Genomic DNA, 26,341 nt, shown 5'->3' with positions numbered 1-26,341 from the left:
AGTTCCGGGGAGGCCCGCAGAAAACGGTCTCGGCTTTACCGCTTCGGCACAGAATCCGCCGTTCCACTAATCTGGACCAATGTCTACAATGCGGACGAAGCAGCCGTCGGTCTTGCCGGGATGAGTGTCTGGTTCGGCGAACAACTCAGTTTTTTTCACCGTCCTCGACTTCTTGCAATTTTCTAAAAGCGGTTGGCGTCATGCCGTTTGCGCGGCGGAAGGCTCGGGCGAAATTGGCGGCGTCCGTGAACCCGAGAACGGTCGCGATATCGGAAATCGACCTGCTGGTCGTGACTAGAACCTCTCTTGCGTATTGCTGCCTCACGAAGCTTATCTCGTTGGTAATGTTGGTCCCGTTCTCAGCTAGTCGTCGTTTCAGCTTGTGCTGGCTCATCGATGCGAGAGCCGCACATTTTGAAGCGCTCAGGTCAATCTGTTCGATGTGTGCCCGGAGCATTTGCCTAAAGGATTGAACAAACCCGTCGGCAGCCGAGCTGGATATCTCCTCCGTGGCTAAACTGGACGACACAGGATTCAGTTTTAGGGACAACCAAGACGACGGAAAGTGGATGCAGAACCCCATTCTGTTCCCCCTCATAGGATGCATCAGGTCGAATTCCGATGGCAAAACCTTGGGGTCGCTTACAGTAACTGTTACTTTCGATGGGTCCAACCGATTGCGCAAAGCCCGCCGGAGAACGGCCAGGCCGAGCGCCACCATGAATGCATCGTTCTGAGCGGGCAGGATTTGGGGTGCAAAAGAGCGCGTTTCACCAAAAACTGCCGTTTGGCCGACTATATTGAGATGTTCTGTGACAGAGCTGGCAATTTCGTTGGACCGCGCAATAAAGATCGACAGGAAGTCTCCCACCGTTGACGCGCGCGCCTCAGCGTCCTCAAGTATCGCCCAACCCTGAACATCGAGTTTGCTTCCAACGCGGGCCCCAAAAAAGGGATCTTCGGCAGACTTGGCGGCGTTCTCGACAAACTGGTGGATGACCATGACGTGAACTGAGAGGTCGGCCTCAAAGATTGCACCCTCAGTTAACCCGACGCTCTCAAACACTGGTTCCGGGTCAATACCGCGTTCGTGGAGTTCCGTGGCGAAGGGGCGCAAAACACTCAGCTTTACGAGTGGTAAGGTGTGATTCATCGATTCAGTATTCGCTTTGATGTTCAGTTTCATCCTAGCGTCTCAGAACAACCAAGAGGGAATAAACTGCTCTAAATAGTCCTTATGGGGCAAAAAACTGCCACCACCGCGCCCCAAAGACAGGCAATGGGTCCGTCAATTCTTATACTGTTTCTCAGTTCAAACGCTCCGAGCACAGGGGCTGATCCAATGGGAGATCGATATGAAGAGCATACTACAATCTGTTGCAGGTGTTTTGCTCGCGACAGCAACGGCTACGTCGGCGCTCGCTCAGGAAGAGGCTTCACCGGCACTGGTTCTATTCACGAACTGTGCGGTGTTTGATGGTCTCACGGAAACCTTGATTGAAGGGCAAAATGTTCTGGTTGAGGGCAATCTGATTTCGGCTGTCGGCGATACGTCACTTGAGGCAGAAGGGGCAAACCAGATTGACTGCGATGGACGCACTTTGATGCCTGGGCTGATCGATGCGCACTCGCATCTTTACCTGAACATTAGTGGCGGCCTTGGTGCCGTGGAGGCTGCAACCTGGGACGAAATTGCAGCGCGTGCGGCGCACATGGCCAATGAATACCTGTATAGCGGGTTTACCAGCGTACGCGAAATGGGCGGCGGAGGGTCGGGTGTAAAGAAGACGGTCGATGCGGGTCTGATCGATGGCCCGCGCATTTACCCAGCCGGTGCCTTTCTCTCACAAACGTCAGGCCACGGCGACTTTCGGACCGCATCAATGCGCAACCCGAATTTGCCTCCCTATGCCAATGACAGCAATGCGCAACGTCTCGGAATCACGTATGTGGCAGACGGTGTAGATGGTGTCATGGCGGCTGTTCGTCAGAACCTGTCTCAAGGGGCCACCCAGATCAAAATGATGGCGGGAGGTGGCGTCGCTTCGATTCTTGATCCACTTCACACACTTCAATACCAACCCGAAGAACTTGAAGCGGCGGTACGCGCTGCAGCCGATTGGGATACCTATGTCGGCGTTCACGTCTTCTCTGACGAGGGAATTACGCGTGCCATTGAGGCGGGTGTAAAAAGCATCGAGCATGGCTTTTTCGCCAGCCGGGAAACACTTCAGCTGATGAAGGACAATGATATCTTCCTTGTCTCTCAGATGACTGGAATATCCCCTTATATCGAACAGAACCCAGGCCTTCAAACCAAGGAAAACCAAGCGAAACTCGCTTTGGCAACTGAATTTTCCAAGGATTTTGTTGAAAACGTCAAGGAAATCCGACCAAAAATGGCGTTCCAGTCTGACATCGTTTTTGCCCCTGCAGAACAATTCCGGACACAAATGGATCACGAAAAGTGGTTCCACGCTGAACTCTTCGGCAACCATGCGATGCTTGTAGCGGCAACCTCTTCGGCAGGGGAGCTTCTGGCATACTCGGGGAAAGCCAATCCTTACCTCGAAGGTCCTCTCGGTCTGATTGCGGAAGGCGCTTATGCCGACGTTCTAATTGTCGATGGAAACCCGCTTGAAGACATCAGTGTCATCGGCGGCAACGAGAAATGGTACGACGCCGAACCGCGTCCTCGTGACATCCCGACGATGCGACTGATCATGAAAGATGGCGTGATCTATAAAAATACTCTGAACTGATTAATAAGCGTGGCGGCTTCAAGACGGTCGCCACGCGTTTCCGGCATCTCATACCTGAAGTAGCTGTCTAGATCGCATTTTGTACAACAAACACTCCCAATGAAAGCGTGCTGGGCTCATTCCCTGAAGCGTGAAGAAACCGATAACTAAAAGCAGCCATTAATGAGTGGTGCAGAAAGTGTCACTTTGGGGCTCATTGCGGTCATTCGCTGCACTTGGCATGAGCGACCGCTATGCGGACAAAGCCGGCATTCAACCGTTTGGTTTTCACTAAGAGCTGTATTCCGGAAGTTTGGACAAGGCGGATTTCAATGCGTCGCCCCACCCTTCGGAAATAATGCGAAAGTACTGGTCGTCGGTTTCGAATCTGGACCGTGTACCACTTTCAAAGCTGTCTTCATCGTACAGAAGCAGGTCAAGCGGAGCTCCGACAGATAGGTTCGCCTTAATTGTGGAGTCGAAACTTACAAGCAGGAGTTTTACGGTTTCCGGAAAACTCATTTCCGGATCATAGGCGCGTACCAGAATTGGGCGACCGTATTTTGTCTCTCCAATCTGAAAGAACGGGGTGTCGTCGCCAGCCTCGATAAAGTTGCCTTCTGGGTAAATCAGAAACAGGCGTGACGGGCCGCCCCTTATCTGCCCACCTAAAATGAGTGTCGCGTGAAAGGCACTGTCGGCTTGCTGACCGGACCGGGCATGCTCCTCGATGACGTCGTTCAGAGTAGCGGCGACCAATTGCGCAACCTGAAACATTGTCGGCGCTTCCAGTATGGACGGCGAGCGTTCTTCCGGCACTTTCGTCCGCTCTTCCAGAAGGCTTATTGTGGACTGAGTAGTCGCCAGGTTTCCGGCCGCTAGGATGGTTATCGACCGGTCACCTTCGACTGTCCAGTTGAACATTTTGTTGAAGGTCGAAACATTGTCCACGCCTGCATTTGTGCGTGTATCGGACATGAAAACTAGTCCGCAGTTCAGCCGCATGCCCACAGCATAGGTCATCAGATTCTCCGTTACTGCTGTGCGACCTGCAACTGCACTGTCAATTGCTCGCCCGCTGTCCCTTTTCTGTTCCCTATTACTGGTGCAGATTGGGAATAGTCCAGACCGGTCGCGACACGTACATATCGATCATCAGGTGAAATACCGTTTGAAACGTCAAACCCGACCCACCCCAAACCATCCAAATGCACTTCGGCCCAGGCATGGGTCGCGTCCTGTAGTTCCGTTTCGTTCATCATAAGGTAACCGGATACATAGCGTGCCGGCACTCCGATCTGCCGCGCGCAGGTAATGAAAATATGCGCGTGGTCCTGACACACGCCACACCCTGCTGTGAGAGCGTCTTCAGCGCTCCACCCCGGGTGCGAACTTCCAACCTCATACGCGACCTGTGTTCGAATTCTTTCAGACAGGGCATGCATCTGCTCAAGTGGTTTGCCTGTTGGCAACGCGCCTACCACATCGGCGACCCCTTTCCCCGGCATTGTCTGAGGTGTGCTTCTTTTGAATAGCCACAATGGTGTCGACCCTTCGTGACGCCCCAGTACGCCATGTGTGTCCTGCACCTCAACAACCCCTTCGGAGATCAACGAAATGCTTTGGGTATTAGGTTCGAAACTGATCAATTCCACCGTATTGCGGTGGTAGTCTTCACATGTAAGTTCTTTGCGCCCGCCGGAGATCTCGGTACTCCAACTTACTATGTTCTGATTGCGAAATGACTTTGGCGTTTTCCTCAGCTGCTGCAGCCCGAAGGGAACCGGCGCGTCGAAATCGTATCGTGTCTCGTGTCGAATGTGCAGTTTCATTGGCTACTCATAGAATCGGTAATCAATTTCGATCTGGCGGCTTAAGTTGCCGAGATCGGTCAGAAAATCCTGAATGTACTCATGGAGTCCGGCTTCAAAAACATCGGAAATTCGCAGATCCAGATATTTCTCGAAAAGGGTATTGGACGCCTCACATGAAGGCCCGGAAAAGCCATAGTCTTTCTTCAAATAAGACAGGTTTTCCTGAATCTTTCTGCAGCAAAAATGCAGGCTGCGTGGCATGCGTTGATCAAGGATCAAAAACTGCGCGATGTCAGATGGTCTTGTCTTTTGACCATGTGTCATCCGATACCCGCCACCCGCACCAACCGATCGCAGGATGCTCTCCCACTGGATATTGTCCAGCGACGAACCGACCGAGAAGGCGGTGGGCAGAAGGACGTAATACTTTACGTCCAGAATGCGCCCGGTGTTGTCGGCTCGCTCAACAAAAGTGCCAATACGCGTGAAATCAAAAATGTCATTGCGAAGCATAGTACCCAGAGTGGCACCTCGAACCAAGGCAGCCTGCTGACGAATGAGCTCCAGCGTGCCCGGCAAATCCCGCTCGTTTACCCTTCGTTTCATGCCCTCGTCGATCTGCATCCACGTGGAGTTAACCGCGCTCCAGACATCGTGGGTCAGTGCGGTTCGGACAAGGCGCGCGTTGTCTCTTGCCAGCTTGATGACTGACCTGATTGAGGATGGGTTATCGGCATCGCGTAGCATCCAGTCTATTGCGTTGTCCTTTGCAACCTCATCATAATTGGCGAGGTATCCGTCCAGAACGCCGGCCGTTTTCAGAACAGAACCCCATTCCTCTGCCGAATTATTGGTCCGGGTCAGCGCCATTCTCTGACCCGTTTCCAGTAGCCTGGCGGCGTTTTCCGCTCGCTCCAAATATCTGGACATCCAGAACAACCCACCAGCAGTTTTCCCCAGCATGGTTAGTCCTCCAGAACCCAAGTGTCTTTGGTTCCACCGCCCTGGCTTGAGTTCACAACCAACGACCCTTTCTTCAGCGCCACCCGCGTCAAACCACCGGGTGTGATATTGATGCCTTCGGAAGACACCAAAACAAATGGCCGCAGATCAACATGTCTGGGGGCGAGACCCGAGCGCGAGAAAATCGGAACCGTTGACAGTGACAATGTCGGCTGAGCGATATAATTCGCGGGCCTTAATTTGAGTTTAGCGCGGAAAGCCGAAATCTCTTTCTTGCTTGCGGTTGGGCCGATCAACATCCCGTAACCGCCGGATCCATGCACTTCTTTGACCACAAGGTCGGACAGGTTATCCAGCACAAAGGACAGAGATTCGGGATCGCTACAACGCCAAGTAGGAACGTTCTGAAGTAGTGGCTTTTCGCCTGTATAGAATTCAACGATTTCAGGCATGTAGGAGTAGATTGCCTTGTCATCAGCAATACCCGTTCCCGGCGCGTTAGCGATCGTAATGCCTCCTGCGCGGTAGACGTCCAGAATACCCGGCACGCCCAATGCGCTGTCGGGGTCGAAATTCAGCGGATCCAGAAAGTCGTCATCCACCCTGCGATAAAGTACGTCGATGGGCTTATAGCCTCTGGTGGTGCGCATGCAAACGCGCCCATCGACAACGCGTAGGTCGTGGCCTTCGACCAATTCCACAGCCATCTGATCTGCGAGGAACGCATGTTCGTAATAGGCCGAGTTATAGATGCCTGGGGTTAACACCGCGACGGTTGGTTCCCCGTCGGCGCAAGCCGGCGCGCAGGCAGCAAGAGATCGTCTCAGATTGCGGGGGTAGTCTGAAACATTACAAACATTCGTCGCGCTGAAGAGCTCGGGGAACATCTTTAGCATGGTTTCCCGGTTCTCCAGCATATAGCTGACCCCGGATGGCGTACGGGCGTTGTCCTCCAGAACGAAAAACTCGTCCGGTCCGGTTCGCACCAGATCGACCCCGACTATGTGCGTATAGACCTGACCGGGCGGTGAGACACCAAGCATCTGCGGCAGGAAGGCCTCGTTTCCGGCAATCATCTCTGCCGGCACGCGCCCGGCCCGGACAATTTCTTGACGGTGGTAAATGTCATGTAGGAATGCGTTGATTGCCCGCACCCGCTGTTCGATACCGCGTTCCAGCCGCTGCCATTCCCGCGCTGAAATAACTCGTGGTACGATATCAAACGGTATCAGACGTTCCTCGGCCTCGGCTTTGCCGTATACGTTAAAAGTGATGCCCATCAGCCTAAAGACTTCTTCGGCTTCGCGCTGTTTCGCCCTCAGTCGTGATGCGTCTTCCGCATTGAACCAGCGGCCGATCTCTTCGTATGGACCTCTAAGTGATCCATCGCCGTTGAACATTTCATCAAAATACTCACTCATGCTCTTAGTTTTACGCATAGATCAGATTTTTCAAGTCATTCAGGCTTGGTTGGATGCTGCCTAGGGAAGGAGCGTCTAATTTTCAGGCTTATTGACGATTGTGATGGTCTAAACAACGCGGTGCTATTCGTGTTTTCAGTTGATGTCACATTCATTGAGATGCACTGAGCATTACATGGCTTTTCGCTGCATCGGAACGTCCGCTTTGGGCTCAAAGTGGACCTTCGCTGTATCTACGATGAATGTCTGCCATACGGGACAAAGCAGGCGTTTCCCTGCGTCCAATAAATGACCGCTCTCCACGTTATTTAGCTTCCGGCCTCGCAACGTCCTATGGCATTTTCCGGTCCTGGAACAGGCTCCGACAAATGCCGGTAAACCTGTCAGCCAGCAGATTCTCTGGGGCTGCCATATGTGACGCGATGACAATTCGCATCGGCGGTATTGCATCGGAGAGTTTGATCGGGACAACCCGACCGCCGTCGTAGGTTTTGTTGTCGGCAGGTTTCATCGAGAGAAGCGAAACACCCAGCCCGTTTGCCACGTTACAGCGAACCGATTCAATCGACGACGATCGAAACGTGATCTTCGGTGCAATATCGAACTCGGAAAAAATGCTAAGAAAATAGTCCCGGCTTTGAGGCGCATCGAAAAGCACGAACTCCTCTCCGTCGATCTCACGAATTGACACGGACGCCCTTTTTGAAAGCCTGTGGTTTGGTGGGACGATCAGATAGAGGTCTGCCGTTGCAAGAGGACGTATGCGGAACAAGGTGTCATCAATGCCCAGATCATAAAGGATCGCTAGGTCGATTTCGTTTCGGCCCAGGGCTACGATCAGGTCTTCTTGCAGAAGTTCGTCGACATCCAAAACTACACCAGGCATGTGTCTCGGGAAGACGCTGAGGATGTGCGACAGGTAGAACGGCGCAATCGACTGAAAGCAGCCTAGGCGTAATGTTCCCATTCTGTGAGCAGCAATATCTGCCACTGCGACGTCCATTTTTTCGGCGTAAACCAGCATTTGTTCAGCATATCGAAGGAACTCGACACCTTGTGCCGTCAGCTCCATTCCGCGCGCGTGCAAGCGTCGAAACAACACAAGTCCCGTTTGAGTTTCCAGTTTGGCGATAGCTTGGGCAACGGCGGGCTGCGAGATGCTAACGAGCTGCGCTGCTGATGCGATCCCACCAGTCTGCGCCACTGCTCGGAAGTAGCGGCATTGTTTGAGTGTTATTTCGACCATGACACTTGGATAACTTTTTCCACTTTAAAGGCAACAAAAAACAATTTTATTTGTTCTTTGTGCCTCTGTATCACGTCAACAACGCAACTTGACGGCAGGAGAGACCAATGGAGCTGAAAGACATTATCGACTTAAAAGCCTTTCCGATCGGCAATGCGGATTTCCGCGCAGCTTGTAAGAACGAGTTTAACGAAACGGGTGTCTTCGTGATGCCGGGATTTGTTCAAAAGGGAGCGATTGATACAATCCGTGACGAGGGCATCGCCAACAAAGACAAGGTCTTTAAGTCAACAAAGCAACACAACGTCTACCTGACCCCAAAAGACGAAAGGTTTGCTGACGACCATGCACGCAATCGCCTCGTCACCTCATCCAAAGGATGCATTACCGATGATTTGATGCCGCAGGGTTCACCATTGCGCCAACTCTACGACGCCCCGGTTTTCCGGAGCTTCTTGTGCGATGTCCTTGGCGAAGACGCGATGCACCAATACGCAGACCCACTATCTTCCATCAACCTGCATTTTGCTGAAAAGGGCGAGGAGCTTGGCTGGCATTTTGACAACTCGTCCTTTGCCATCACCTTGATGGTGCAAGCGCCTGAAAAGGGTGGGCAGTTCGAATACGTTAACGCCGTTCGCGATGCAGATTTAGGCGAAATGGGATTTGAGAAAGTTAATGAAATTTTGGACGGAAAGGCGCCAGTGGAAATTGTCGAGGCCGATGCCGGTACACTGGTCTTCTTCCGGGGCCGCAACTCGATTCACCGGGTGGCACCGAATGAAGGCGATCTAACGCGCATTCTCGCAGTGCTTGCTTATAATGCCGAACCCGGTGTCGAACTTTCTGAAGCCGCCCGAATGACCTTTTATGGTCGATTGAGCTAAAAGTAGCTCACCGCGATCGCCTCGCCCCGCAATGTAGATAATACGAGAGCAACCTGAAAGCTGACATTGCTGCGACGCGCAGCATCAAGTAGTTTGGGCTCGGTGCAGACGTGCGCCCAAATATTGCGAGCGACCGCAATGCGGACAAAGCAGCCACCGTGAAACCAGCTTACGTGCCCCTTTCACCACCCCAGTCTTGTTGAGCGCTAGATGTAATTCAAAACTGGATTTCAGTTTTGCGTGAGTTTAGTCTCCCAACTTTAGGAGGGTGTGTTTATGAAACGAAGACTGGCCGCAATACTTGCGGCAGATGTCGTTGGTTACTCGCGCCTTGTCCGCACCAATGAAGAACGAACATTGCTTAAATTGCGTGAACTTCGGGAAAATGTTGTAGAGCCCTCCGTTGCAAAACACGAAGGTCGAGTAGTCAAATGGATGGGAGACGGAGTATTGACGGAGTTCGCCAGCGCCGTCGACGCAGTTTCATGCGCCTATGATATTCAAAAATCTATCCATTCACGCAACGGAGAAGCACCAGGCGATCACGAGATTACTTTTCGTGTCGGCATAAATATCGGCGACGTTGTGGTGGAAGGTGACGACATTCATGGCGATGGGGTAAATGTGGCTTCAAGATTGGAGACGCTGTCCGATCCTGGCGGAATTTGCATTTCGGCCTCGGTCCATGAACAGATCAAGCACCGCTTGGATGTGCCTTTTCAAGACGCGGGAGCTCAGCAGGTAAAAAACATTGTAGAGCCAATCCGCATCTGGAAATGGACGAACTCGGCAAATGATGACGCAAATACTAAAAAGTCCACCCCAGCTTCAGGGTTGATTTCAACCCCGAGTTTGCCAGAAATTCCGTCTATAGCGGTTTTGCCGTTCGACAATATGTCAGGTGATGCAGAGCAAGAGTACTTCGCAGACGGCATGACAGAGGACTTGATCACCGACCTCTCAAAATTGTCTGGCTTGTTAGTCATCGGTCGCAACTCTTCCTTTGTTTACAAAGGCAAGGCAGTAGATCTGCGACGCGTCGGCAAGGAGTTGGGGGTGCACTATGTTCTTGAGGGCAGTATCCGCAAGGCAGGCAACCGGGTTCGCATGAACGCTCAGCTAATTGAAACCGCGAATGGAAGTCACGTCTGGGCCAATCGCAGAGACGGAACGCTGGAAGACGTTTTTGACCTGCAAGACGAGATTACAAGAGAAGTTGTCGACGCGCTGTCTATACAGTTGCGGGAAGGTGAGGAAAATCGTCTTGGCAGTCAATACACAGAGAATACTGAAGCGCGTGACTGGTTTCTGAAAGGCCGACTGCGCTATCGTGAACCGGGTCCGCAAGCCAACGCCGAAGCGCAGGTAATATTCACCAAAGCGTTAGAAGCTGACCCAAACTTCGCCTATGCTATGGCAGTTAGAAGCTACTTAAAATTCCATGCTTGGTTCTTCAAGTGGAACAGCCACCACAACGCGTTCGACGAAGCATTGGCTGAGGCCGAACGTGCCGCCAAGATAGACCCTAACCTTGCTGCCGCTCACGCGTTTCTGGGTTGGATGCATATGTGGGGCGATGGGTTCAATAGAGCTCTTTCTGAGCATGAAACAGCCTTATCACTGGACCCTAATTCCTCTGATGGACATCTGTGGCAGGCTTCTTCACTTATCTACGCGGGAACACCGGAGTTGGCAATTGCGCCAATGGACCGGGCTATGCGGCTAGAACCACATACTCCGCCCATTTACCTTCTGAATTATGGTCACTTAATGTTGCAGCTTGACCGCTATGAAGAAGCTATCGAATACTTGCAGGCAGCAATACGAAACGCGCCTCAGTTTCCTATGAACTATATATTTTTGTCGGCGGTGAAAACGGCGCAGGGCAAATTACAAGAAGCAGAGGAAGCCGGTTCGAGGCTTCTCAAATTGATCCCTGTAGCTACGGTATCCACACTGAATTCCCAATTGCCCTACGCAAAGGAAGAGCACAGACTAAAGATTGTGGCGGGCCTGAAAGCCGCAGGATTGCCGGACTAATGAGACGTAAAGAAGCCCGCTCGAGGCTCGATGCGGTCATTTTCCAAATCGTGTAAGATTTCCACTTTGAAGACATTGCAGACTTTTTCCTTGTGGCAACCAATCCTTAGACTAATGTAGCAGCAACACGATATGACTTTCATCGGCTCTCCACTGGATTAAGCAATATGGCAAAGCATACCGTCTATCATATCCCTGTATGCCCCTTTTCTCAGCGCCTTGTGATTCTGTTGGCACTTCGAGGTCTGCAAGATGCAGTTGAATTCCGCGTCGTGGACATCACGAAGCCTCGCGACCCAGAGCTTCTAAGGAAAACACGAGGAACAACGGCGCTTCCAGTTCTCGAAACCGTGGAAGGTCAGATTGTAAAGGAAAGTCTGGTTATTCTTCGTTACCTTGACGAAGTACTTGAGGGGCCAAAACTGCGGCGCTCTAACCCTGGCGAACACGTAGTGGAGTCTATGTTGATTGCCAAGGAGGGTCCATTCACAATGGCAGGCTATGTCTATGTCATGAACCAAGACCAAGGGCAGAAAGATGTGCACAACGAAAAGCTGCTTGCACTGTACCGCGATCTAAACGACTTCCTGCTTGCCCACAATCCGGACGGCGTATTCTTGTTTGATGATTTCGGATTAGCAGAGGCGGTTTTTACGCCGGTATTCAAGCGTTTTTGGTTTCTTGACTACTATGAGGATTTCGAATTGCCGATTGGCGACGAATATGCCCGTGTCAAAAAATGGAGGGCTGCCTGTTTGAAACATGCAGCGACTGAACAGGTGACGGAAGAAGAGATTCTCAAACTTTATTATGATTACGCACTGGGCGCTGGGAACGGTGCCTTGGTGGACGGTCGAAATATGTCCAGCTTCACGTTTGAACCACATTGGAAAACCAGACCTATGCCTCCGCGGGACAAGTACTCTGGATCGGTTTCAGACGAAGAACTTGGTTTGGTTGTCGCCAATGCGGGACTAGGACCAGCCCCCACAAATTAGGCTTACCTAAATCCAACCTCCTGATAGCATTCTTCATGGGTGAACGCTCGCCCAAGCAATCGGCTTGAGGAGGTTGGGAAGAACTCTACAAATCACTTTTTGCCTGCAGATCAAACGGAAGTTTCGTTAATGAAGCGAACGTGGAGCGGCAAAGTTTTTTTGGATTTTCTCAAAGTAATGTATGATCTCAAATTGTTGGGACTTTAAACGAGTATTTTATAGTTGACCGGTTCACACCCAACGTTGGGGGGACAAAACATGCATAAACTAATCATAGCTATTTCAGCTATTTCTTTTCCGTTTGCGGCGATGGCCGAACCGAGTTTGGAACGTGGTGAATACCTCGTCCGTGGTCCTGCAGCGTGCGGAAACTGCCATACACCTCAAGGACCAAATGGGCCTGATATGTCCAACGAGTTGGGCGGTATGATGGTTGAAAAGAACGACTTGATGGAGGCCTGGGCTGTCAACATAACACCCGGTAGCCGGGTTGCGGATTGGAGTGACGAAGAGCTTGCCCGAGCGATACGCGAAGGTATTCGTCCAGATGGTACGGTCATAGGGCCGCCTATGCCGATCGGCTTATATCGCGGTCTGAGTGACGACGACGTCATGTCGATGGTTATGTTTCTCAGAACAATGCCTGCAAGTGGCAATGAGACGCCCGGTTCAACGTATGGCTTTCCACTTCCTCCGGACTACGGTCCGCCGATTGATACCGTTTCATCGCCACCGCAAGGCGCAACTGTCGAATATGGCGCATATCTCGCAGGGCCAGTCGCGCATTGCACGGAATGCCATACGACATTCGGCCCCAAGGGTCCTATGTTCGAAACTCATCTTGGCGCAGGTGGGTTCGAGTTCCATGGACCGTGGGGGGTATCCGTCGCTCCCAATATCACGAGCCACGAAGATGGGTTGGTCGGATATACGGAAGAAGAGCTGAAAACCATGATCGTTTCGGGTGAACGCCCAGACGGGACACAAATGCAACCGCCGATGGGTTACGCCTACTATGCGACAATGGCGCCCGAAGACCTTGAGGCTATCGTGATGTATCTACGCACCATTCCACCTCTACCTGATCCTTAACTTTTCTTATGGAAAATCGCTAGGACTAGCACACCCGAACTCAGCTTTGCGTTCGGCTTGTGGGGCCACCGAGCGAGTTATATTCGTTTCCGCTTTGGGCTCGATCCGGTCATCTGAGTCTTTTCGTCAGATGACGGCTCTGAAACGGATGGCGGTCATTGCTGGTGGTCATTTCGAGAAGTTTCGCCTGAAGTTCTGCGTTGAACGGCAGTGGACGTTCGCTGAGATCTTCTGAACGGCAGACTTGCGGACTTTCCCGACCTTCGGCTGAAATGCTCCAGAAGCCGCATCCGGCCCATTGCAGTCATTCGTCGTGAAAGTTCTCGCCGCATTGCGGCTCCACCGATCCAGCCATTCGCTGCGCCGCCAAAGTGATCGTGCAACTCAAAGTCCGATGGTCATGATTGTCCTATTCGCTTGGCATTTAACCTTTTGCGTACCAGCCGTTGTCAACATAGGTTGCATTGCCGTTCACAAAGCTGGCCTCATCAGATGCAAGAAAAACCACCGCCGCGGCCACTTCCTCTGGATAGCAAATGCGTCCCTGCGTTGCCGCCATCCCAGAGTCTTCCCATTCCTGTCCGGCGGCGTCCAACTCTGCTATTTCCTTGAGGCCATGCGCCGTTTCAACAAACCCAGGGCAGACCGCGTTACACCGGATGCCCGCATCGCGATATTCGGTTGAGATCGTGCGCGCCAGTTGAAGAACCGCGCCTTTTGACATGCAGTAGACTGACTCCAACGCATAGCCCAGTTCAGCCGCAATAGACGAAGTAATCACGATTGAGCCGCCGCCATTTGCGCTCATGTCCTGAACCGCACGACGGCAGGTCAGAAAGGCCGATTTCACGTTTACATCCATCAACCAGTCATATTCTTCTTCGCTGGTTTCATGCATCGCTTTGACGATGATGGTTCCTGCGTGATTGAACAGGACATTATAGGGTCCAAAGGCTTCAAGGGCAGCGTCAAAGGCAGCATTGATCTCGGCGTCCTTGGTGACATCAGCATGAAAAAATGCCGCCTCACCACCTGTGTCGCGGATCATGTCGACTGTTTTCCGACCCTCTTCATTCTTGATATCAAAGATGCTGACCTTGGCACCTTCTTCGGCAAACATCAGCGCGGTGGCCCGCCCCATTCCAGTGGCTCCCCCTGTAATCACGGCAACTTTTCCCGCGAGGCGGCCATTGGGTGTCTTGAGGCTATTGGTCATATTGGTGCTCCGTACAGAAGTTCAGATGCATTCTCCGCCATCGATGACCAGCGCATGGCCCGTCATAAAGGTGGACATGTCGGAGGCCAGAAACAGGATTGAATCGGCCATTTCTTCGGTCGTGCCCCAGCGTCCCATCGGAATGGTTTCAGACACGTAGCTTTCTAGCTTTTCGCGCCCGCCCATTTGCACTTCGAAACCGGCGTTAAACGGCGTGTCGATAAAACCCGGACACAGGGCGTTAAAACGAACATTGTGTTTGGCATAATCTGCGGCCATCTGACGGGTCATGGCGACCACTGCATGCTTGGTAGTGGCATAGGCAATCATTTCGCGGTCGTATTGCACACCCGAGTTTGACGAAGTGATGATTACACTGCCACCTCCCTGCTCGCGCATGGGACCCACCGCAGCGCGAGCCGCGATAAAATGCGACCGCACGTTCAATCGCCAGGACATGTCCAAACCTTCAACGGGCACCTGCTCAAGGTTGCCTTCAATCTGATAGCCAGCGTGAGAGTGCAGGACATCAAGGCGCCCGTAAGCTTTGACGACTCTGTCGACCTCGGCTTTGACTGCCTGATCGTCGGTGACATCTAGCCCTCTCGAGGCCGCCACCAGCCCCTCGCCATGTAAGTCTTCGACCACATGCGCAGCCTTGTCGGCATCCAGATCTGTCACAATAACTTTGGCGCCATGACGGGCCATGGCCATTGCCCCTGCCCGGCCAATTCCTGATCCGGCGCCTGTCACCAGAACAACCTTGCCGCCGAGTATCGGAAAAGGTCGGGCCTTAAGAGATTTTTCTGCAAGGGTCATCGGGACTTTTTACCTCCGCGTTGCAGCAACAACTGGGCGGTAATCAGCAGTAACAGAGACACCCCCATCACCATCGTTCCAATCGCGTTGATTTCAGGTGTCACACCGCGTCGGATGGATGAGAACACATAGATCGGCAGCGTCGTTTCTGAGCCCGCCACAAAGAACGCGATGATGAAGTCGTCGAAGCTAAAGGTGAAACTCAGCAAAAAACCCGCCAGGATGGCCGGAAAGATCATCGGCAATGTCACCTGTCGGAACGTTCCCATCGGCGTGGCGTAGAGATCCGAAGAGGCCTCGGTCAGCGCGCGATCCATCCCCGCGAGCCGTGCCCGTACGATAATTACCACAAGCGCCATCAGGAACATCGTGTGGGCGGCGATCAGCGAGCCGATGCCCATGCGCAGCTTTGGCGGCTTGAACCCGTCCGGCCAAATCGCCGCAATCAGCGGGTTCAGTTGGTCAAATACGGTGACCAGCCCGATCAAAGTGGCGATCCCAATTACAATGCCGGGGATCATCACCGCAACATAGATCAGCAGATCAAAGGTAGCTCGCACGGGACCACGAATGCCCTGCAGGGCGACGGCGGCCATGGTGCCAAAGACGCTGGCAAACAGCGCCGAACAAAATGCCACGATCAGGCTGGTTTCCAGCGCGTCCATCACGAACGGATTGGACAGCGCCTTGCCATACCATTTGGTTGAGAACCCCTGAAGCTGGCTCGCGTGTCGACCGGCGTTAAAGCTGAACAGGGCGATGACACCGATAGGAATGTAGAGAAAAAGGTAAACGCAGATTGCATACAGTCTCATCGCATAGCCTCACATAATCGATACGTCTTCACGGCTTGCGCCGAGGCGGCTAATCAGCCGCATGTAGATCGTGACGGTAATCAGCATGACGACCACAAGGGTGACAGCAACCGCCGACCCATAGGCCCAGTTGCGTGACTGCAGGAACAGATCGACCAGTGCATTGCCAACAAAGAACACTTTGCCACCGCCCAGCAGAGCCGGGATCAAGTATTCGCCCATCAACAGGATAAAGACGAGCATGCAACCAGTCGCAATGCCGGGCACCGAAAGCGGGAGCGTGATCTGAAGAAAGGTCTTCCACGGCTTTGCGCCCAGATCAGACGACGCCTCGAGCAGGCGTTTGTCGAGTTTGTCGAGGCTGACATAGATTGGGAACACCATCAGCGGTAGATACCCATAGATAATCCCAACCAACACCGCAAACGGCGTGTTGATTAGGCGTAGTCCCTCAATTCCGACCCATTCGAACAAGGCAGGTATCCCGCGTCCACCCAGCAGGAAAATCCAAGCGTAACTGCGGATCAGGATCGACGTCCAGAATGGCACGATCACCAGAACCAACAGGATGGTTTTCCACCTCGGAGTCGTTTTGACAGCGAGAAAGTAAGCCAGGGGATAGGCGATAAGCAGCGCCGCCATGGTTCCTAACGGCGCCAACGTCATCGTATTTTTGAACGCTGCCCAGCGTGCAGGAAGGTTGGTGTATTGTTCCAAAGTGAGAGCGAGCTCAACGCCACCTGACGAGGCTCGCTCTCCAAAGCTAAAGATGAAGACAACTGTTAACGGAATGATCAGCATCACGAGGAACCAAGTTCCCGCAGGTGCCAACAACAACCAGTTGCGTGTTCTATTCGTCATGTTGTCTTCACCTTAGTTCAGATCAGGCCGACTTGAACCGAGCCATCAGCTCGGCGCGGTTCGGATCGGTCAGAGTGACTGCGGCCCCGAATTCCAGTGGGCTCAAAAGCTCCTGAGCCGGGAAGATGATCGGATCATTCTTCAACTCTTCGGGCAGTTGATCATATGTTCGGGAATCTGCCGTCGGATAGCCGTGCGCCAGCACTTCTTTGACGTTAACATTCGGATCCAGCATGAAGTTGATCAACGCATAGGCCGCTGCCTTGCGCTCGGAGCTTTTGGGGATCGCCCAGTAATCGCTCCAGATTTCGCCGCCCTCTTTGCCAAGCACATAGGCGATCTCGGGTATGTCGGTGTTCAGCTGCTTGCCGTCGCCGGACCAGCAGATGGTCAACCAGGCATCCCCATTACGCATACCCGGCTGATAGTCCGACGTAATGGCAAACAGATGTGGCTTCACGTCAATCAGCAGTTTCTCGGCATCGGCCAGCTCTTTCTCGTCAACCGAATTGAACGAATAGCCAAAGGCGTTCAGGGCGCTGCCAATCGTGGTCAGCTGATAGTCGTGCACGATGGTACGACCCGAGAACTTGCCCATGGTGATATCAAAGAACTCTCGCCATGATGAAATCGCATTTCCACCATTGTGCTTAGTGTTGACGGCCATGCCGGTCGATCCCCAGTTCTTGGGAACACCATAGAGCTTACCGTTGACTGAACCTGCCTCAGCGTAGCGCGCATCAAAGGCCGACGCATCATAGTTCGGCAACATCGACGTATCCAACGGTTCGATCAGATCCTCTTTGACGTAATCTTCAAACGTGTAGTTGGTGGGCACATAGACATCCCAACCGGTGGCACCGGCCTGCAACTTGGCTAGCATTTCTTCGTTCGAGCCAAAGACGTTGACCTGCACATGTGCGCCCGTCGCCTCGGTAAAGGCGTCAAAGTTGGCCAGATCATGATAGTTCGGCCATGTAGCCAGAACCACGCGATCACCAATATCGCCAGCATATGCAGGTTGTGGGCGCAAACCGGGCACCGAGGCCCCCATCACAGCCGCTGCCGCACCAAGGCCGGTTACATTCAGGAAATGGCGCCGCGTGATTGAGCCCTTCCGGTAGCTTTCCAGCTTCTCCATGAACTCCTTCTTGGAGATATGGTCGATGGTCTTTGTCATTTTCTTTACTCCCTTTTGCATGGTTGTTGTGGACGTCGTTAATTTCGGTCGAGAATGAGCGCCGCCGATGTCTCCCACGAGACCAGGGCTTTGTCGCGGACGGCAAAAGCACCTTCGCTAAGGTCCGCCTGACGCGGAGCGAGTACGAGGAAGTCACCAAGGGTTTCGTGCGTCACCAGGTATTCAGTGTGTTCGCCAAGAAAAATTCGGTTGTGGACTTCGACCTCAAGACCTTTGCCCTGACGGCGCAGTTTCATTTGTTCAGGGCGCACGCTAACGCACACCTCCTGCCCGTCGACAAGACCATCACCGGGCATGCCCTGTATCCGCATTCCATTGTCCAGAAGCACCTCAGACAAGCCGTTCGTCGAACGCTGAAGTTTGCCATTAAAGAAGTTGGACGTGCCTACAAAATCAGCGACATAGCGAGAATTTGGGCGATCATACAACTCTTGCGGGCTACCGATCTGCACAATTCTGCCGTCCCGCATGATGCAAATGCGATCGCTCATCGATAGTGCCTCTTCCTGGTCGTGTGTCACCAGTACAAAGGTGATACCCAACTGGCGTTGCAGATCCTGTAGTTCGATCTGCATCTCCTTACGCAACTTGCGATCAAGCGCGGCCATGGGTTCGTCCAGCAACAGGAGTTTGGGCTCATTGATGATAGCGCGGGCCAGGGCCACGCGCTGTTGCTGGCCGCCTGACATCTCCCAGATCTTGCGATCCTCAAAGCCTGCCAGTTGCACCACATCAAGGGCTTTGCTCACCCGTTCCGAAATCTCTGCCTTTGGTATGCGCGGGCGGATCTGGCGTAACCCGTACCCGATGTTTTGCGCCACGGTCATATGTGGGAACAGTGCATATTGCTGAAACACCATGTTCACCGGACGGTGGTGCGCCTCGAGCGTGTTCACCACCTTTCCATCCAGCAACACATCCCCTTCGGTGGGGGTTTCGAAACCTGCCAGTATCCTCAAAGCTGTTGTCTTGCCGCATCCGGACGGGCCTAGAAAGGAAAGGAACTCGCCCTCGGCAATCGAAAGGTTCAAATCACTGGCGGCCAACACTTCGCCAAAGCGCTTTGTCACTCCACGCAGTTCTGCGATCGGTTTTTTGCCAGCTGGCTCAACCTCGCCAACATATCCCCCGTTTTCCATTTATTTCTATCTTTTTCCGATTTGTTGACTACTATCTATATTGGAAAAACTGTAAGAAAAACTTGTTTCAGTGTATATACCATGTTTTTAGTATATCAATCTGAATAGCAGGGCGCGGAGGAGGATCATGAAAGCTTTGTACGAAGCAACCGGCACGCTCATTGACGCTATCGGCTCAGAGAGCTTTGCACAAACCTTGTCTGATACGCTGAGGCAGATCACCCCGTTCGATTACACTGTTGTATTTGGATATTTTGGCCAAGCCCGCCCTTTGGATTTGTATGACGATTTCCCAAAAAATAAGCGCAAGGTCTTTGTTGAGGACTATCAGGAAGGCCCATACTTGCTTGACCCATTTTATCTTGTTTGCGAGACCGATTTCGTTCCCGGACTGCATCGAATTCGCGATCTGGCACCGGACAGGTTTTTTCAGGGCGAATACTATCGCAGCTATTATGCCCGAACCGGGCTTGCGGAAGAAATGGGCTTTGTGATCCGGCTTCCTGAATCCGCCAGTGTGGTTGTTTCCGTGATGCGTGAGCAAAAGGCTTTTTCAGCCAAGGATTTCCGACAACTCAATGAGTTTTGGCCCATTGTGCAGGCGACATGCAAAAGACACTGGGACGATCTTGCCAACCGGTTTGGATCTGTTGAAGGCGAGGTAGCAGATGATGATCTTTATCAAAGCGTGGCCCTTGCTTTTACCAATTTCGGACAGGGTGCCCTGACACCAAGAGAACGCCAGGTCGTCGAATACACGCTCAAAGGTCATTCCGCAGACGCTGTGGGGCGCATCCTCGAAATTTCCCCCGGCACTGTGCGTATCCACCGAAGGAATGTATATTCAAAACTGCAGATCCGATCTCAAGGTGAGTTGTTTTCGAAGTTCATAGATGAATTGGTTTCGGGCGGACACTCATCGTTGTCGTCCAAATCACTGAACGCTAACTGAAGCCGATCGCCTTGGAGCGTACTTGCTCCAACTTCTTTTCACGAACGGTGAAGGCGAGGCAGAGCCCCTGCAAAACATAAAAACGTCTGAGTGTTCTGTGGGGTGTGAAGAAAGCATGCTCCATATTCGAACGGGACGCCTCCTGAGGCCTCATTCATCCATCTCGAGTGACCGCTTTTCTATTTTGGCTTGCATTTCATGCGCCTGCAGCGAATGACTGCTTTCCGCCCTTCGTGACGGATGCCGCACCTTTCATGAATGAGCAGATTGGGCTCGATGCGGTCATCTGAGCATTTTTGTCGGATGTCCACAAAGCGATTGAAACCGGACTCTCAATACCGGTCGGCTCCGCGACAACGTCTGCTTTGGAGCGCCACTGACCGCTTGAGCTGGAACCGGTCGTTGGTTTGAACGGGAACTACTTCCTAGTTGCGGGACAAAGCCGTTGTCCGTGGCCGGTGGAGCGATGTCTGCTACCGATGGTCAGAGGTCTTTCACTCCATTGAGAGTGAGCCGCTTGCAGCATCCACGAAACATCACGAATGCCCTATGCCGCCGTTTGACCTGAACAAAGTTCTAAAACGCGATCTTGTACCGGAGACTACTAGCAAGCTCCAATGCATGTGGTGTTAAATTCGATGACATTGTAGCCTTGCGTGTCAAACAGCTCGGATAAACAGCGCCTGAAATGCTTTGGGCATCTAAGCCATTGCACTTGAGAACCTGATTTGAGGAATACCACCGTGAGCACGGTTCCCACTTCTTGGCTCATTTCGATTCTCGCGGTTTTCGTCGCAGTAGCAGTTGTCAGCAGACCGCCGCTGCCCGTTGCTGCGCGCGTACTTTTTAGCCTTGCACTTGGCCTTGTTGCAGTGGTCACCGTCTTTGTGGGATTGAGATCGGAATATGGGATTGATGGGCTGAGCCGGATACAGCCTCATATTGCGATACTGATAGCTCCCACGCTATGGCTTGGTTTTCAATCACTTGCGTCAACGACCGGGTTCCCAACCCGAGAGAGGCTTCTGATGGCCGCCATTGGTATTGTGATTGGGCAACTTGCGCTTTTTCTACCAACGGCCTGGTCCGCTGATTTGGTCGTGATCGGCACCAATGCCATCTGTGCCATTTTGCTGGCGAGGATGTTGCGCCAGCCGCCGGAAGCATTTGTTCAGGTCGCCCCCAACAAATTTCGCATGACCAGGCTTGCGTTGCTCTTTGCACTCCTCTTCATCGCCCTGATCGTTGCGGCTGATATGATCTTTGTTGCGGTGCTTTCTGCAGGCAATGCAGGGGTCATCCAGCTGCTGACAGGCATATCAGGTGTGATTGTTACGGCCGTCTTGCTCTGTGCGCTTGTCGGTGTGCCAATTGTCCTTGGGGGCCAGACGCGGCACGCTTCAGGCGCTCCCGCGGCAGAGCCTCCTCTGGAAGAAGATCAGGACCTGTTGCGCAAGCTAGATCAGCTGATGGCAGAACAGCATATCTTCAAGGACCCGGATCTGACGCTCGCGCGGTTGGGCCGGCGGCTTCACTGCCCCGCACGAAGCGTATCAAAAGCGGTCAATCGCGTTCACGGAGAGAATATTTCTCGCTATATCAACGGCTTTCGCGTGCGCCATGCAGCAATGCTGCTAACAACCACTGATCTGCTCGTGACAGACATCATGTTAGAGGCCGGATTCCAAAGCAAGTCCAGCTTCAACACGGAGTTTCGTCGCCTGACCGGCCAAACTCCTTCTGCCTATAAACGCCAGGGGAGCGGCGACAAATACGTTCGCAATCGCGATTTCAAACGTTCGGAAACGTAGATCCGGGCGCGGGTTTCGCACCTTTCAACTTTCTTGTTTGCACAACCCACAAGCTTGGGACAGCAACCATGAAAGGAATTGTCATGAAACTCAGAACGCCAAAAGGTTAACTGGCGACCATTGGATTGGCGGTCAGCCTGATTTTGATCTCCGTCGCAACAACCGATGTTGCAAACGCCGAAGCGATCACCAAGCCGGAAAGCGACATCGCCGTCATCAATATTCCGCACCCAAAGGAAGGGAATCTTTTGATGCTGCGCGGGATTGCCGGCAAAGGCACCGCCTCGTTTCGCATCAACAGTGCTTGTCGCACGATGCCTGTCCGTTTTGTGGCAGGTGACTTTACTGGTGAACATATCGATGTGGGTCGAACGGGATCGATCCGAATTGTCATCACGAACCCCAATGTGATGCGCGAACTGCTGGCAGGGCGGGATCTGATCAGCGACATGGTGCGCGCTTCATCCGATGCCACGGATCAGGGGGCGGACTTGTTTCTTGCGAAAGGCCTTTCGGCGGACACCGGATTTGTTATCAACCCAGGCCGAAACCTGTTGGCGGATATGTTTGGTTCTCGCAAGACAGACGTGGACTGCGCCAGCCTTTCTACAAACCTTCCATAGACCAGAACATGCATGCGCAGCTGAAGCGAAGGACGGAAGACAAACTGTGTGTTTCCTGGGTTTCACGCTGCGCACATTTCTACGCCAAACAAAAAGAGAACTGATCCAGTGCAAACCGAAACCACAAACCCGAAGCTTCCCGCCATGTACCAGTTGATCCCCTTGCTGCGATTAGTAGGCTTTGCGATTGGGCTTGCGGCCATCGCTGCTTACGGCTGATGGTTGAGGGCGCTCGGTGAAGACCGCGCGCTATAGACTTCAGCGATTGCTTGGCCACAAGACCGCGTGATGACCAGACCAAACTCCGTCAAGTACTTCAAAAGCAGTCCCGAGGTCATTCGTCCAACCGTGATACTGATCGGCATCCTAGCCAAATGGCTTGCCGCACAGGTTGATTAGCGGCCATTTGTGCGACTTGCATCATCCGGTATTTTGGGCTCAAACCGCTAATTCGCTGCGACCCATCCCAACGACCGCTGCGCTGACGAAGCCGCCATTCACTGCATTGCTTTGATGATACCCAGCGGTCACTTCGCCCGCTTCAAAAGATGACAATACCTGAACGTTGTTTTATCCTTGCTTTATGAGAGCTCGCCTTGCTGTGATCTTGATGGCTGACCTGGTCGGCTATACGTCCGCGATGGAGGCGGATCAGTCGCTCGCAATCGGGCTGGTCCGCGAACTTCGGGATAAACTACTGGAACCAGAGGCGGTACAAAGAGGCGGCGAGATACTGAAGCGCTTGGGTGATGGATGGATAATTGCCTTTCCTTCAGTATCAGCGGCAATCGAAACCGCTCAGTTTGTGCAGTTGGCCTTGGTCGACCATGAGAAAATCAGGCTTAGGATGGCTGCGCATCTCGGGGAAATTGTTCAAGACGAGGCCGACATTTATGGTGCCGGTATAAACATCACCGCACGCTTGCAAACTGAGGCTCCACCTGGTGGTGTGATGATCTCCGAAGACCTTAAGCGGCAGTTGGACGAAAAGCTTTCAGCGGGCTTCAGCGATGCGGGTAGATTCGATTTAAAGAACCTTGCCAATCCTGTAAATGGGTTTCAATGGCGGCCCGCCACACAGCGTGAAATTGAACTCACCGAATTGCCTTCCATTGCAGTCGAGCCGGTCACAAGTGCTCCCGAAACGAGAGAGACGCTTGAGGTTTGTGCTGACCTGCAGGAGCAGTTGGTTCACAGTCTTTCGCGCCGCACTGGTGTGCGTGTAATTGCAACAGATTCAACATCCGAGACCGAAGCAACTTACAGCCTGAGGTGCAGGTTGCGCTGCCGGGAGAGCGAAGCAAGGATATCGTCCAGCCTTACCCGGTTGGGAGATGGACAGGTAACCTGGTCGCGCTTCTTAAACGGAGAGTCTGAAGATTTGTTTGAATTAAGCGACCGGGCTGCAGAACAGCTGTCAGACGATTTACGTCTGCAAATCAATGCGTTTGACGGTGACCGGCTTAATGATATTCCAGACGATCAATTGAGCCCTAGTGAGTTGAGATCCCGAGCGGCAATGCTGTTTTACCGTGCCACCGTCGAGGACTATAGTCATGCGGGTAAATTACTGGAGCGAGCGCTTGGACTTGATCCCGAGAACGGGTCCGGGCTTGCAATGTGGTGTGAAGCCAAACTCTACCCCCTAGAAGCATGCTATCGCGAGGCTGATCCTGATTTGCGTGTGCGGATCATTGAATCTTCGAACAAGGCCGTTCAAGCTGCGCCTCGCTCTGACTACTGCTGGTATACGCGGGCGCAGGTACGCGCGCGCCTCGCGGGTGATCTGCATGGCGCCCGGAAGGACATTGATAGGATTTTCCGACTGAATCCCAGCTACGTTTTGGGTATGGAGGCGAGTGGTTACACCGAAGTCATTGCCGGCAACTGGGAAGCTGCTCGGAAGAGTTTAGCGAAGGCCGTGAGTCGTTCCACCGAGGATCCGTTTTTGCCGTACCGGCTTTATCCCCTTTCGATTGCACACATGATGGCGGGTGATAACCAACTCGCGATCGAAGCAATTTCAGACGCGACTGAAATGCGCCCCTACTGCAGACACTTCTGGTTAGTGAAGTCGTGGATACTCAGGAAGTCGGGAATGCTCTCCAACGCGGAAACTGCTGCAGAACGTGCGGAAGCGCTGTCAGAAAAGGCGGATATCCTCGCACAAAATCTTCATCTGCCTGACCACATCAGAGAGGCGATAGGGTTGCCAGGTGATCCGATCCAAGCATAGAGGCCTAGATGGGTTACTAGAGCATAGGCTAGTAATCGAATGGCAGACATGTAAGACATTCTCGGCTTTCGATATTCTATCGCGACCCAACCTAAAGCGCGCTATCTACATTCACCGCGGGCGATAGGTTGCGCCATTTTTTAGGGTCGATTTGGGTTCTCTGCCGTCATAAGACGGTTTCAATCGGATGACGGGTTCTCATGCTGAGCGGTCATTACTCAGTAGATTCCGTCAACTGCGTTATCGTGATTCAAGGGCGACAGGAGGATTATCCATATCGCATCTGTTCTGGCTCGACCACGAGGGTCTCAACCGCATCAAGAACATTTTCTCGAAACCACGCGGCGTTGCTGGGCTCCACGACCGCAAGGTTCTCAGCGGTACCATCCATATCACCAGCAACGGCCTGCGATGGAGGGCGCACCAACCAAGTAGTCACTTTCGTTGCCGGGATTGACGGGCACTGCGTTGCCTGAGCCCATCATGCGCTGAACAAGGTGGTCGAGTAGGCTGGCCTCTTCTGCATCGACCTTGCCCGCGAACATGTCCAAGTCATTGGCTATGTTCTCAAGGGTCTTGGTCCGGTCCTGCATCTTGATTTCGACACCCTGCTTGGTTTCCTTCACACCATCGAACACGAGGCGCGCGGCGGGGCTGAGTTTGCGGGTCTCTGCCATGCGGGTGATTTCGATCCCCATGCCGGAACACTCAGGACAGGCCGGGTTTGGCGGGTCTGTGAGGCGATAACCGTAGCCGCTTGCGTCGTCTGGGATACGCGGGTCTACGATTGCACCTGACATTGCGCCGTCGCGCTCATTGTCGTCGTGGAACAGGAAGAACACCTTTTCAGCCTTGCGCTCGGTGAACTCCCGCTCTGTCTTCCACCGGTACTGATGGTCGATGCCGTAGCAGTAGCGACAAGGCGCGTGGATGTGCTGTGTCAGTTCGTTTGGGTCTGACAGGGCGATTTGCGTCCAGAGGTTCACAATGCCCTCTGCATCCAGCATGGTCTTGCTCTCAACCTGTTTGCGACCCTCAGCGATGGCGCGGGCAACCTTAACATTGCTTAACAATCGCGAACCTTGGGCCTATGCTGATCCTTCTGCATATCCGGCGTCGATTGCGGCCTTTTTCGCGTTCGGATCAGCAAGGTAGGCAAGCACAAAGGCCCGCTGACGCGGGTTCAGGTCGAATTGATCGAGCCGGGTTGTGTCTGCCAAGGCTGGATTGTCGGTTGTGCTGCTCATTCCGGGGCGGTGCCTCTTTCGCCTCAAGATCGACCGCAGGATAGGCGCGAACTCTGCATTAAGCAACAAACTGTAAAGGCGAAAACCCTATCATCAGCATCAATGTATTTGTTTACTTGTTACTTTAGTGACCTTTCGCCGACCTCGAACCTGACCTTATCTTGACTTCCGTACTCTATTTTATTGTTTTAAATCTATAATATATCTGACCTTATATTG

General features: G+C 52.9%; 21 protein-coding genes and 2 pseudogenes. 9 read left to right on the top strand and 14 right to left on the bottom strand.

Annotated features, from left to right (window positions below):
• Positions 1-145 precede the first annotated feature (145 nt).
• Positions 146-1,186 (bottom strand): AraC family transcriptional regulator, encoded by a 1,041-nt coding sequence (locus AC2FLD_RS00515; protein WP_496671213.1) that lies wholly within the window; start codon positions 1,184-1,186, stop codon positions 146-148.
• A gap of 169 nt (positions 1,187-1,355) precedes the next feature.
• On the opposite strand from AC2FLD_RS00515, the gene AC2FLD_RS00510 reads away from it, so the two are divergent.
• The gene (locus AC2FLD_RS00510) at positions 1,356-2,762 is read left to right on the top strand and encodes a metal-dependent hydrolase family protein (RefSeq protein WP_496726059.1); all 1,407 of its coding nucleotides are present in this window, start codon (positions 1,356-1,358) and stop codon (positions 2,760-2,762) included.
• Between the two features lie 270 nt (positions 2,763-3,032).
• Here AC2FLD_RS00510 and AC2FLD_RS00505 read toward each other — a convergent pair whose 3' ends face one another.
• From AC2FLD_RS00505 to AC2FLD_RS00485, 5 genes are all read right to left on the bottom strand, one after another.
• The gene (locus AC2FLD_RS00505; protein WP_496671215.1) at positions 3,033-3,764 is read right to left on the bottom strand and encodes a proteasome-type protease; all 732 of its coding nucleotides are present in this window, start codon (positions 3,762-3,764) and stop codon (positions 3,033-3,035) included.
• An 11-nt stretch (positions 3,765-3,775) separates the two neighbouring features.
• Entirely contained in the window at positions 3,776-4,573 is a 798-nt protein-coding gene (locus AC2FLD_RS00500) for a transglutaminase family protein (RefSeq protein WP_496671218.1), read from the bottom strand.
• A 3-nt stretch (positions 4,574-4,576) separates the two neighbouring features.
• A complete protein-coding gene (locus AC2FLD_RS00495) occupies positions 4,577-5,518 on the bottom strand; it encodes an alpha-E domain-containing protein (protein WP_496671221.1) in 942 nt (313 codons plus the stop codon).
• A 2-nt stretch (positions 5,519-5,520) separates the two neighbouring features.
• Positions 5,521-6,939 (bottom strand): circularly permuted type 2 ATP-grasp protein, encoded by a 1,419-nt coding sequence (locus AC2FLD_RS00490; RefSeq protein WP_496671224.1) that lies wholly within the window; start codon positions 6,937-6,939, stop codon positions 5,521-5,523.
• Positions 6,940-7,270: 331 nt separating this feature from the next.
• A complete protein-coding gene (locus tag AC2FLD_RS00485; RefSeq protein ID WP_496671227.1) occupies positions 7,271-8,185 on the bottom strand; it encodes a LysR family transcriptional regulator in 915 nt (304 codons plus the stop codon).
• Positions 8,186-8,292: 107 nt separating this feature from the next.
• On the opposite strand from AC2FLD_RS00485, the gene AC2FLD_RS00480 reads away from it, so the two are divergent.
• From AC2FLD_RS00480 to AC2FLD_RS00465, 4 genes are all read left to right on the top strand, one after another.
• Positions 8,293-9,072 (top strand): HalD/BesD family halogenase, encoded by a 780-nt coding sequence (locus tag AC2FLD_RS00480; RefSeq protein ID WP_496671230.1) that lies wholly within the window; start codon positions 8,293-8,295, stop codon positions 9,070-9,072.
• A 276-nt stretch (positions 9,073-9,348) separates the two neighbouring features.
• Positions 9,349-11,112, top strand: coding sequence for an adenylate/guanylate cyclase domain-containing protein (locus AC2FLD_RS00475; protein WP_496671232.1), 1,764 nt, complete (start codon positions 9,349-9,351; stop codon positions 11,110-11,112).
• 167 nt (positions 11,113-11,279) lie between these two features.
• Positions 11,280-12,110, top strand: coding sequence for a glutathione S-transferase family protein (locus AC2FLD_RS00470; protein ID WP_496671235.1), 831 nt, complete (start codon positions 11,280-11,282; stop codon positions 12,108-12,110).
• 258 nt (positions 12,111-12,368) lie between these two features.
• Positions 12,369-13,202: a cytochrome C gene (locus AC2FLD_RS00465; protein WP_496671237.1), complete on the top strand. Its 834-nt coding sequence runs from the start codon at positions 12,369-12,371 to the stop codon at positions 13,200-13,202.
• Positions 13,203-13,626: 424 nt separating this feature from the next.
• Here the strand turns inward: AC2FLD_RS00465 and AC2FLD_RS00460 are convergent, their stop codons facing one another.
• Genes AC2FLD_RS00460 through AC2FLD_RS00435 form a run of 6 tightly spaced genes read right to left on the bottom strand, consistent with a single transcriptional unit; the run spans position 13,627 to position 19,253 of the window.
• A complete protein-coding gene (locus tag AC2FLD_RS00460) occupies positions 13,627-14,418 on the bottom strand; it encodes an SDR family NAD(P)-dependent oxidoreductase (RefSeq protein WP_058277033.1) in 792 nt (263 codons plus the stop codon).
• Between the two features lie 21 nt (positions 14,419-14,439).
• Positions 14,440-15,237 carry an SDR family NAD(P)-dependent oxidoreductase gene (locus AC2FLD_RS00455; protein WP_496671240.1) on the bottom strand — a complete coding sequence of 266 codons (798 nt, stop codon included), beginning with the start codon at positions 15,235-15,237 and terminating at the stop codon, positions 14,440-14,442.
• Positions 15,234-16,052, bottom strand: coding sequence for an ABC transporter permease (locus AC2FLD_RS00450; RefSeq protein WP_282169969.1), 819 nt, complete (start codon positions 16,050-16,052; stop codon positions 15,234-15,236). Before AC2FLD_RS00450 ends, AC2FLD_RS00455 begins: the two co-directional genes overlap by 4 nt.
• A gap of 9 nt (positions 16,053-16,061) precedes the next feature.
• Entirely contained in the window at positions 16,062-16,913 is an 852-nt protein-coding gene (locus AC2FLD_RS00445) for an ABC transporter permease (protein WP_282169970.1), read from the bottom strand.
• A gap of 22 nt (positions 16,914-16,935) precedes the next feature.
• A complete protein-coding gene (locus AC2FLD_RS00440) occupies positions 16,936-18,093 on the bottom strand; it encodes an ABC transporter substrate-binding protein (protein ID WP_058277121.1) in 1,158 nt (385 codons plus the stop codon).
• Between the two features lie 38 nt (positions 18,094-18,131).
• Positions 18,132-19,253, bottom strand: coding sequence for an ABC transporter ATP-binding protein (locus AC2FLD_RS00435; RefSeq protein ID WP_496671243.1), 1,122 nt, complete (start codon positions 19,251-19,253; stop codon positions 18,132-18,134).
• A gap of 271 nt (positions 19,254-19,524) precedes the next feature.
• Here AC2FLD_RS00435 and AC2FLD_RS00430 point away from each other — a divergent pair, with 271 nt between their 5' ends.
• From AC2FLD_RS00430 to AC2FLD_RS00420, 3 genes are all read left to right on the top strand, one after another.
• Positions 19,525-20,205 (top strand): helix-turn-helix transcriptional regulator, encoded by a 681-nt coding sequence (locus AC2FLD_RS00430; protein WP_496671246.1) that lies wholly within the window; start codon positions 19,525-19,527, stop codon positions 20,203-20,205.
• Positions 20,206-20,948: 743 nt separating this feature from the next.
• Positions 20,949-22,016, top strand: a complete 1,068-nt coding sequence (locus tag AC2FLD_RS00425; RefSeq protein ID WP_496671249.1) for a helix-turn-helix domain-containing protein — start codon at positions 20,949-20,951, stop codon at positions 22,014-22,016.
• A 125-nt stretch (positions 22,017-22,141) separates the two neighbouring features.
• Positions 22,142-22,639, top strand: coding sequence for a hypothetical protein (locus AC2FLD_RS00420; protein WP_496671252.1), 498 nt, complete (start codon positions 22,142-22,144; stop codon positions 22,637-22,639).
• Between the two features lie 202 nt (positions 22,640-22,841).
• Here AC2FLD_RS00420 and AC2FLD_RS00415 read toward each other — a convergent pair.
• Positions 22,842-22,928: pseudogene (locus AC2FLD_RS00415) on the bottom strand (helix-turn-helix domain-containing protein); the annotation flags it as partial.
• A 321-nt stretch (positions 22,929-23,249) separates the two neighbouring features.
• Here AC2FLD_RS00415 and AC2FLD_RS00410 point away from each other — a divergent pair.
• A complete protein-coding gene (locus AC2FLD_RS00410; RefSeq protein ID WP_496671255.1) occupies positions 23,250-24,875 on the top strand; it encodes a hypothetical protein in 1,626 nt (541 codons plus the stop codon).
• A gap of 392 nt (positions 24,876-25,267) precedes the next feature.
• Here the strand turns inward: AC2FLD_RS00410 and AC2FLD_RS00405 are convergent.
• Positions 25,268-26,122 (bottom strand): annotated as a pseudogene (locus AC2FLD_RS00405) (terminase small subunit).
• Positions 26,123-26,341: the final 219 nt, after the last annotated feature.

This window comes from Ruegeria sp. CDSA021, assembly GCF_059612325.1.
This window is presented reverse-complemented; position numbering and strand designations above follow the sequence as displayed.

Bases quoted from the DNA above. Each gene is read 5' to 3' on its own strand.
- AC2FLD_RS00515 (WP_496671213.1), bottom strand. From the start codon at position 1,186: ATGAAACTGAACATCAAAGCGAATACTGAATCGATGAATCACACCTTA.
- AC2FLD_RS00510 (WP_496726059.1), top strand. From the start codon at position 1,356: ATGAAGAGCATACTACAATCTGTTGCAGGTGTTTTGCTCGCGACAGCA.
- AC2FLD_RS00505 (WP_496671215.1), bottom strand. From the start codon at position 3,764: ATGACCTATGCTGTGGGCATGCGGCTGAACTGCGGACTAGTTTTCATG.
- AC2FLD_RS00500 (WP_496671218.1), bottom strand. From the start codon at position 4,573: ATGAAACTGCACATTCGACACGAGACACGATACGATTTCGACGCGCCG.
- AC2FLD_RS00495 (WP_496671221.1), bottom strand. From the start codon at position 5,518: ATGCTGGGGAAAACTGCTGGTGGGTTGTTCTGGATGTCCAGATATTTG.
- AC2FLD_RS00490 (WP_496671224.1), bottom strand. From the start codon at position 6,939: ATGAGTGAGTATTTTGATGAAATGTTCAACGGCGATGGATCACTTAGA.
- AC2FLD_RS00485 (WP_496671227.1), bottom strand. From the start codon at position 8,185: ATGGTCGAAATAACACTCAAACAATGCCGCTACTTCCGAGCAGTGGCG.
- AC2FLD_RS00480 (WP_496671230.1), top strand. From the start codon at position 8,293: ATGGAGCTGAAAGACATTATCGACTTAAAAGCCTTTCCGATCGGCAAT.
- AC2FLD_RS00475 (WP_496671232.1), top strand. From the start codon at position 9,349: ATGAAACGAAGACTGGCCGCAATACTTGCGGCAGATGTCGTTGGTTAC.
- AC2FLD_RS00470 (WP_496671235.1), top strand. From the start codon at position 11,280: ATGGCAAAGCATACCGTCTATCATATCCCTGTATGCCCCTTTTCTCAG.
- AC2FLD_RS00465 (WP_496671237.1), top strand. From the start codon at position 12,369: ATGCATAAACTAATCATAGCTATTTCAGCTATTTCTTTTCCGTTTGCG.
- AC2FLD_RS00460 (WP_058277033.1), bottom strand. From the start codon at position 14,418: ATGACCAATAGCCTCAAGACACCCAATGGCCGCCTCGCGGGAAAAGTT.
- AC2FLD_RS00455 (WP_496671240.1), bottom strand. From the start codon at position 15,237: ATGACCCTTGCAGAAAAATCTCTTAAGGCCCGACCTTTTCCGATACTC.
- AC2FLD_RS00450 (WP_282169969.1), bottom strand. From the start codon at position 16,052: ATGAGACTGTATGCAATCTGCGTTTACCTTTTTCTCTACATTCCTATC.
- AC2FLD_RS00445 (WP_282169970.1), bottom strand. From the start codon at position 16,913: ATGACGAATAGAACACGCAACTGGTTGTTGTTGGCACCTGCGGGAACT.
- AC2FLD_RS00440 (WP_058277121.1), bottom strand. From the start codon at position 18,093: ATGACAAAGACCATCGACCATATCTCCAAGAAGGAGTTCATGGAGAAG.
- AC2FLD_RS00435 (WP_496671243.1), bottom strand. From the start codon at position 19,253: ATGGAAAACGGGGGATATGTTGGCGAGGTTGAGCCAGCTGGCAAAAAA.
- AC2FLD_RS00410 (WP_496671255.1), top strand. From the start codon at position 23,250: ATGGCTGACCTGGTCGGCTATACGTCCGCGATGGAGGCGGATCAGTCG.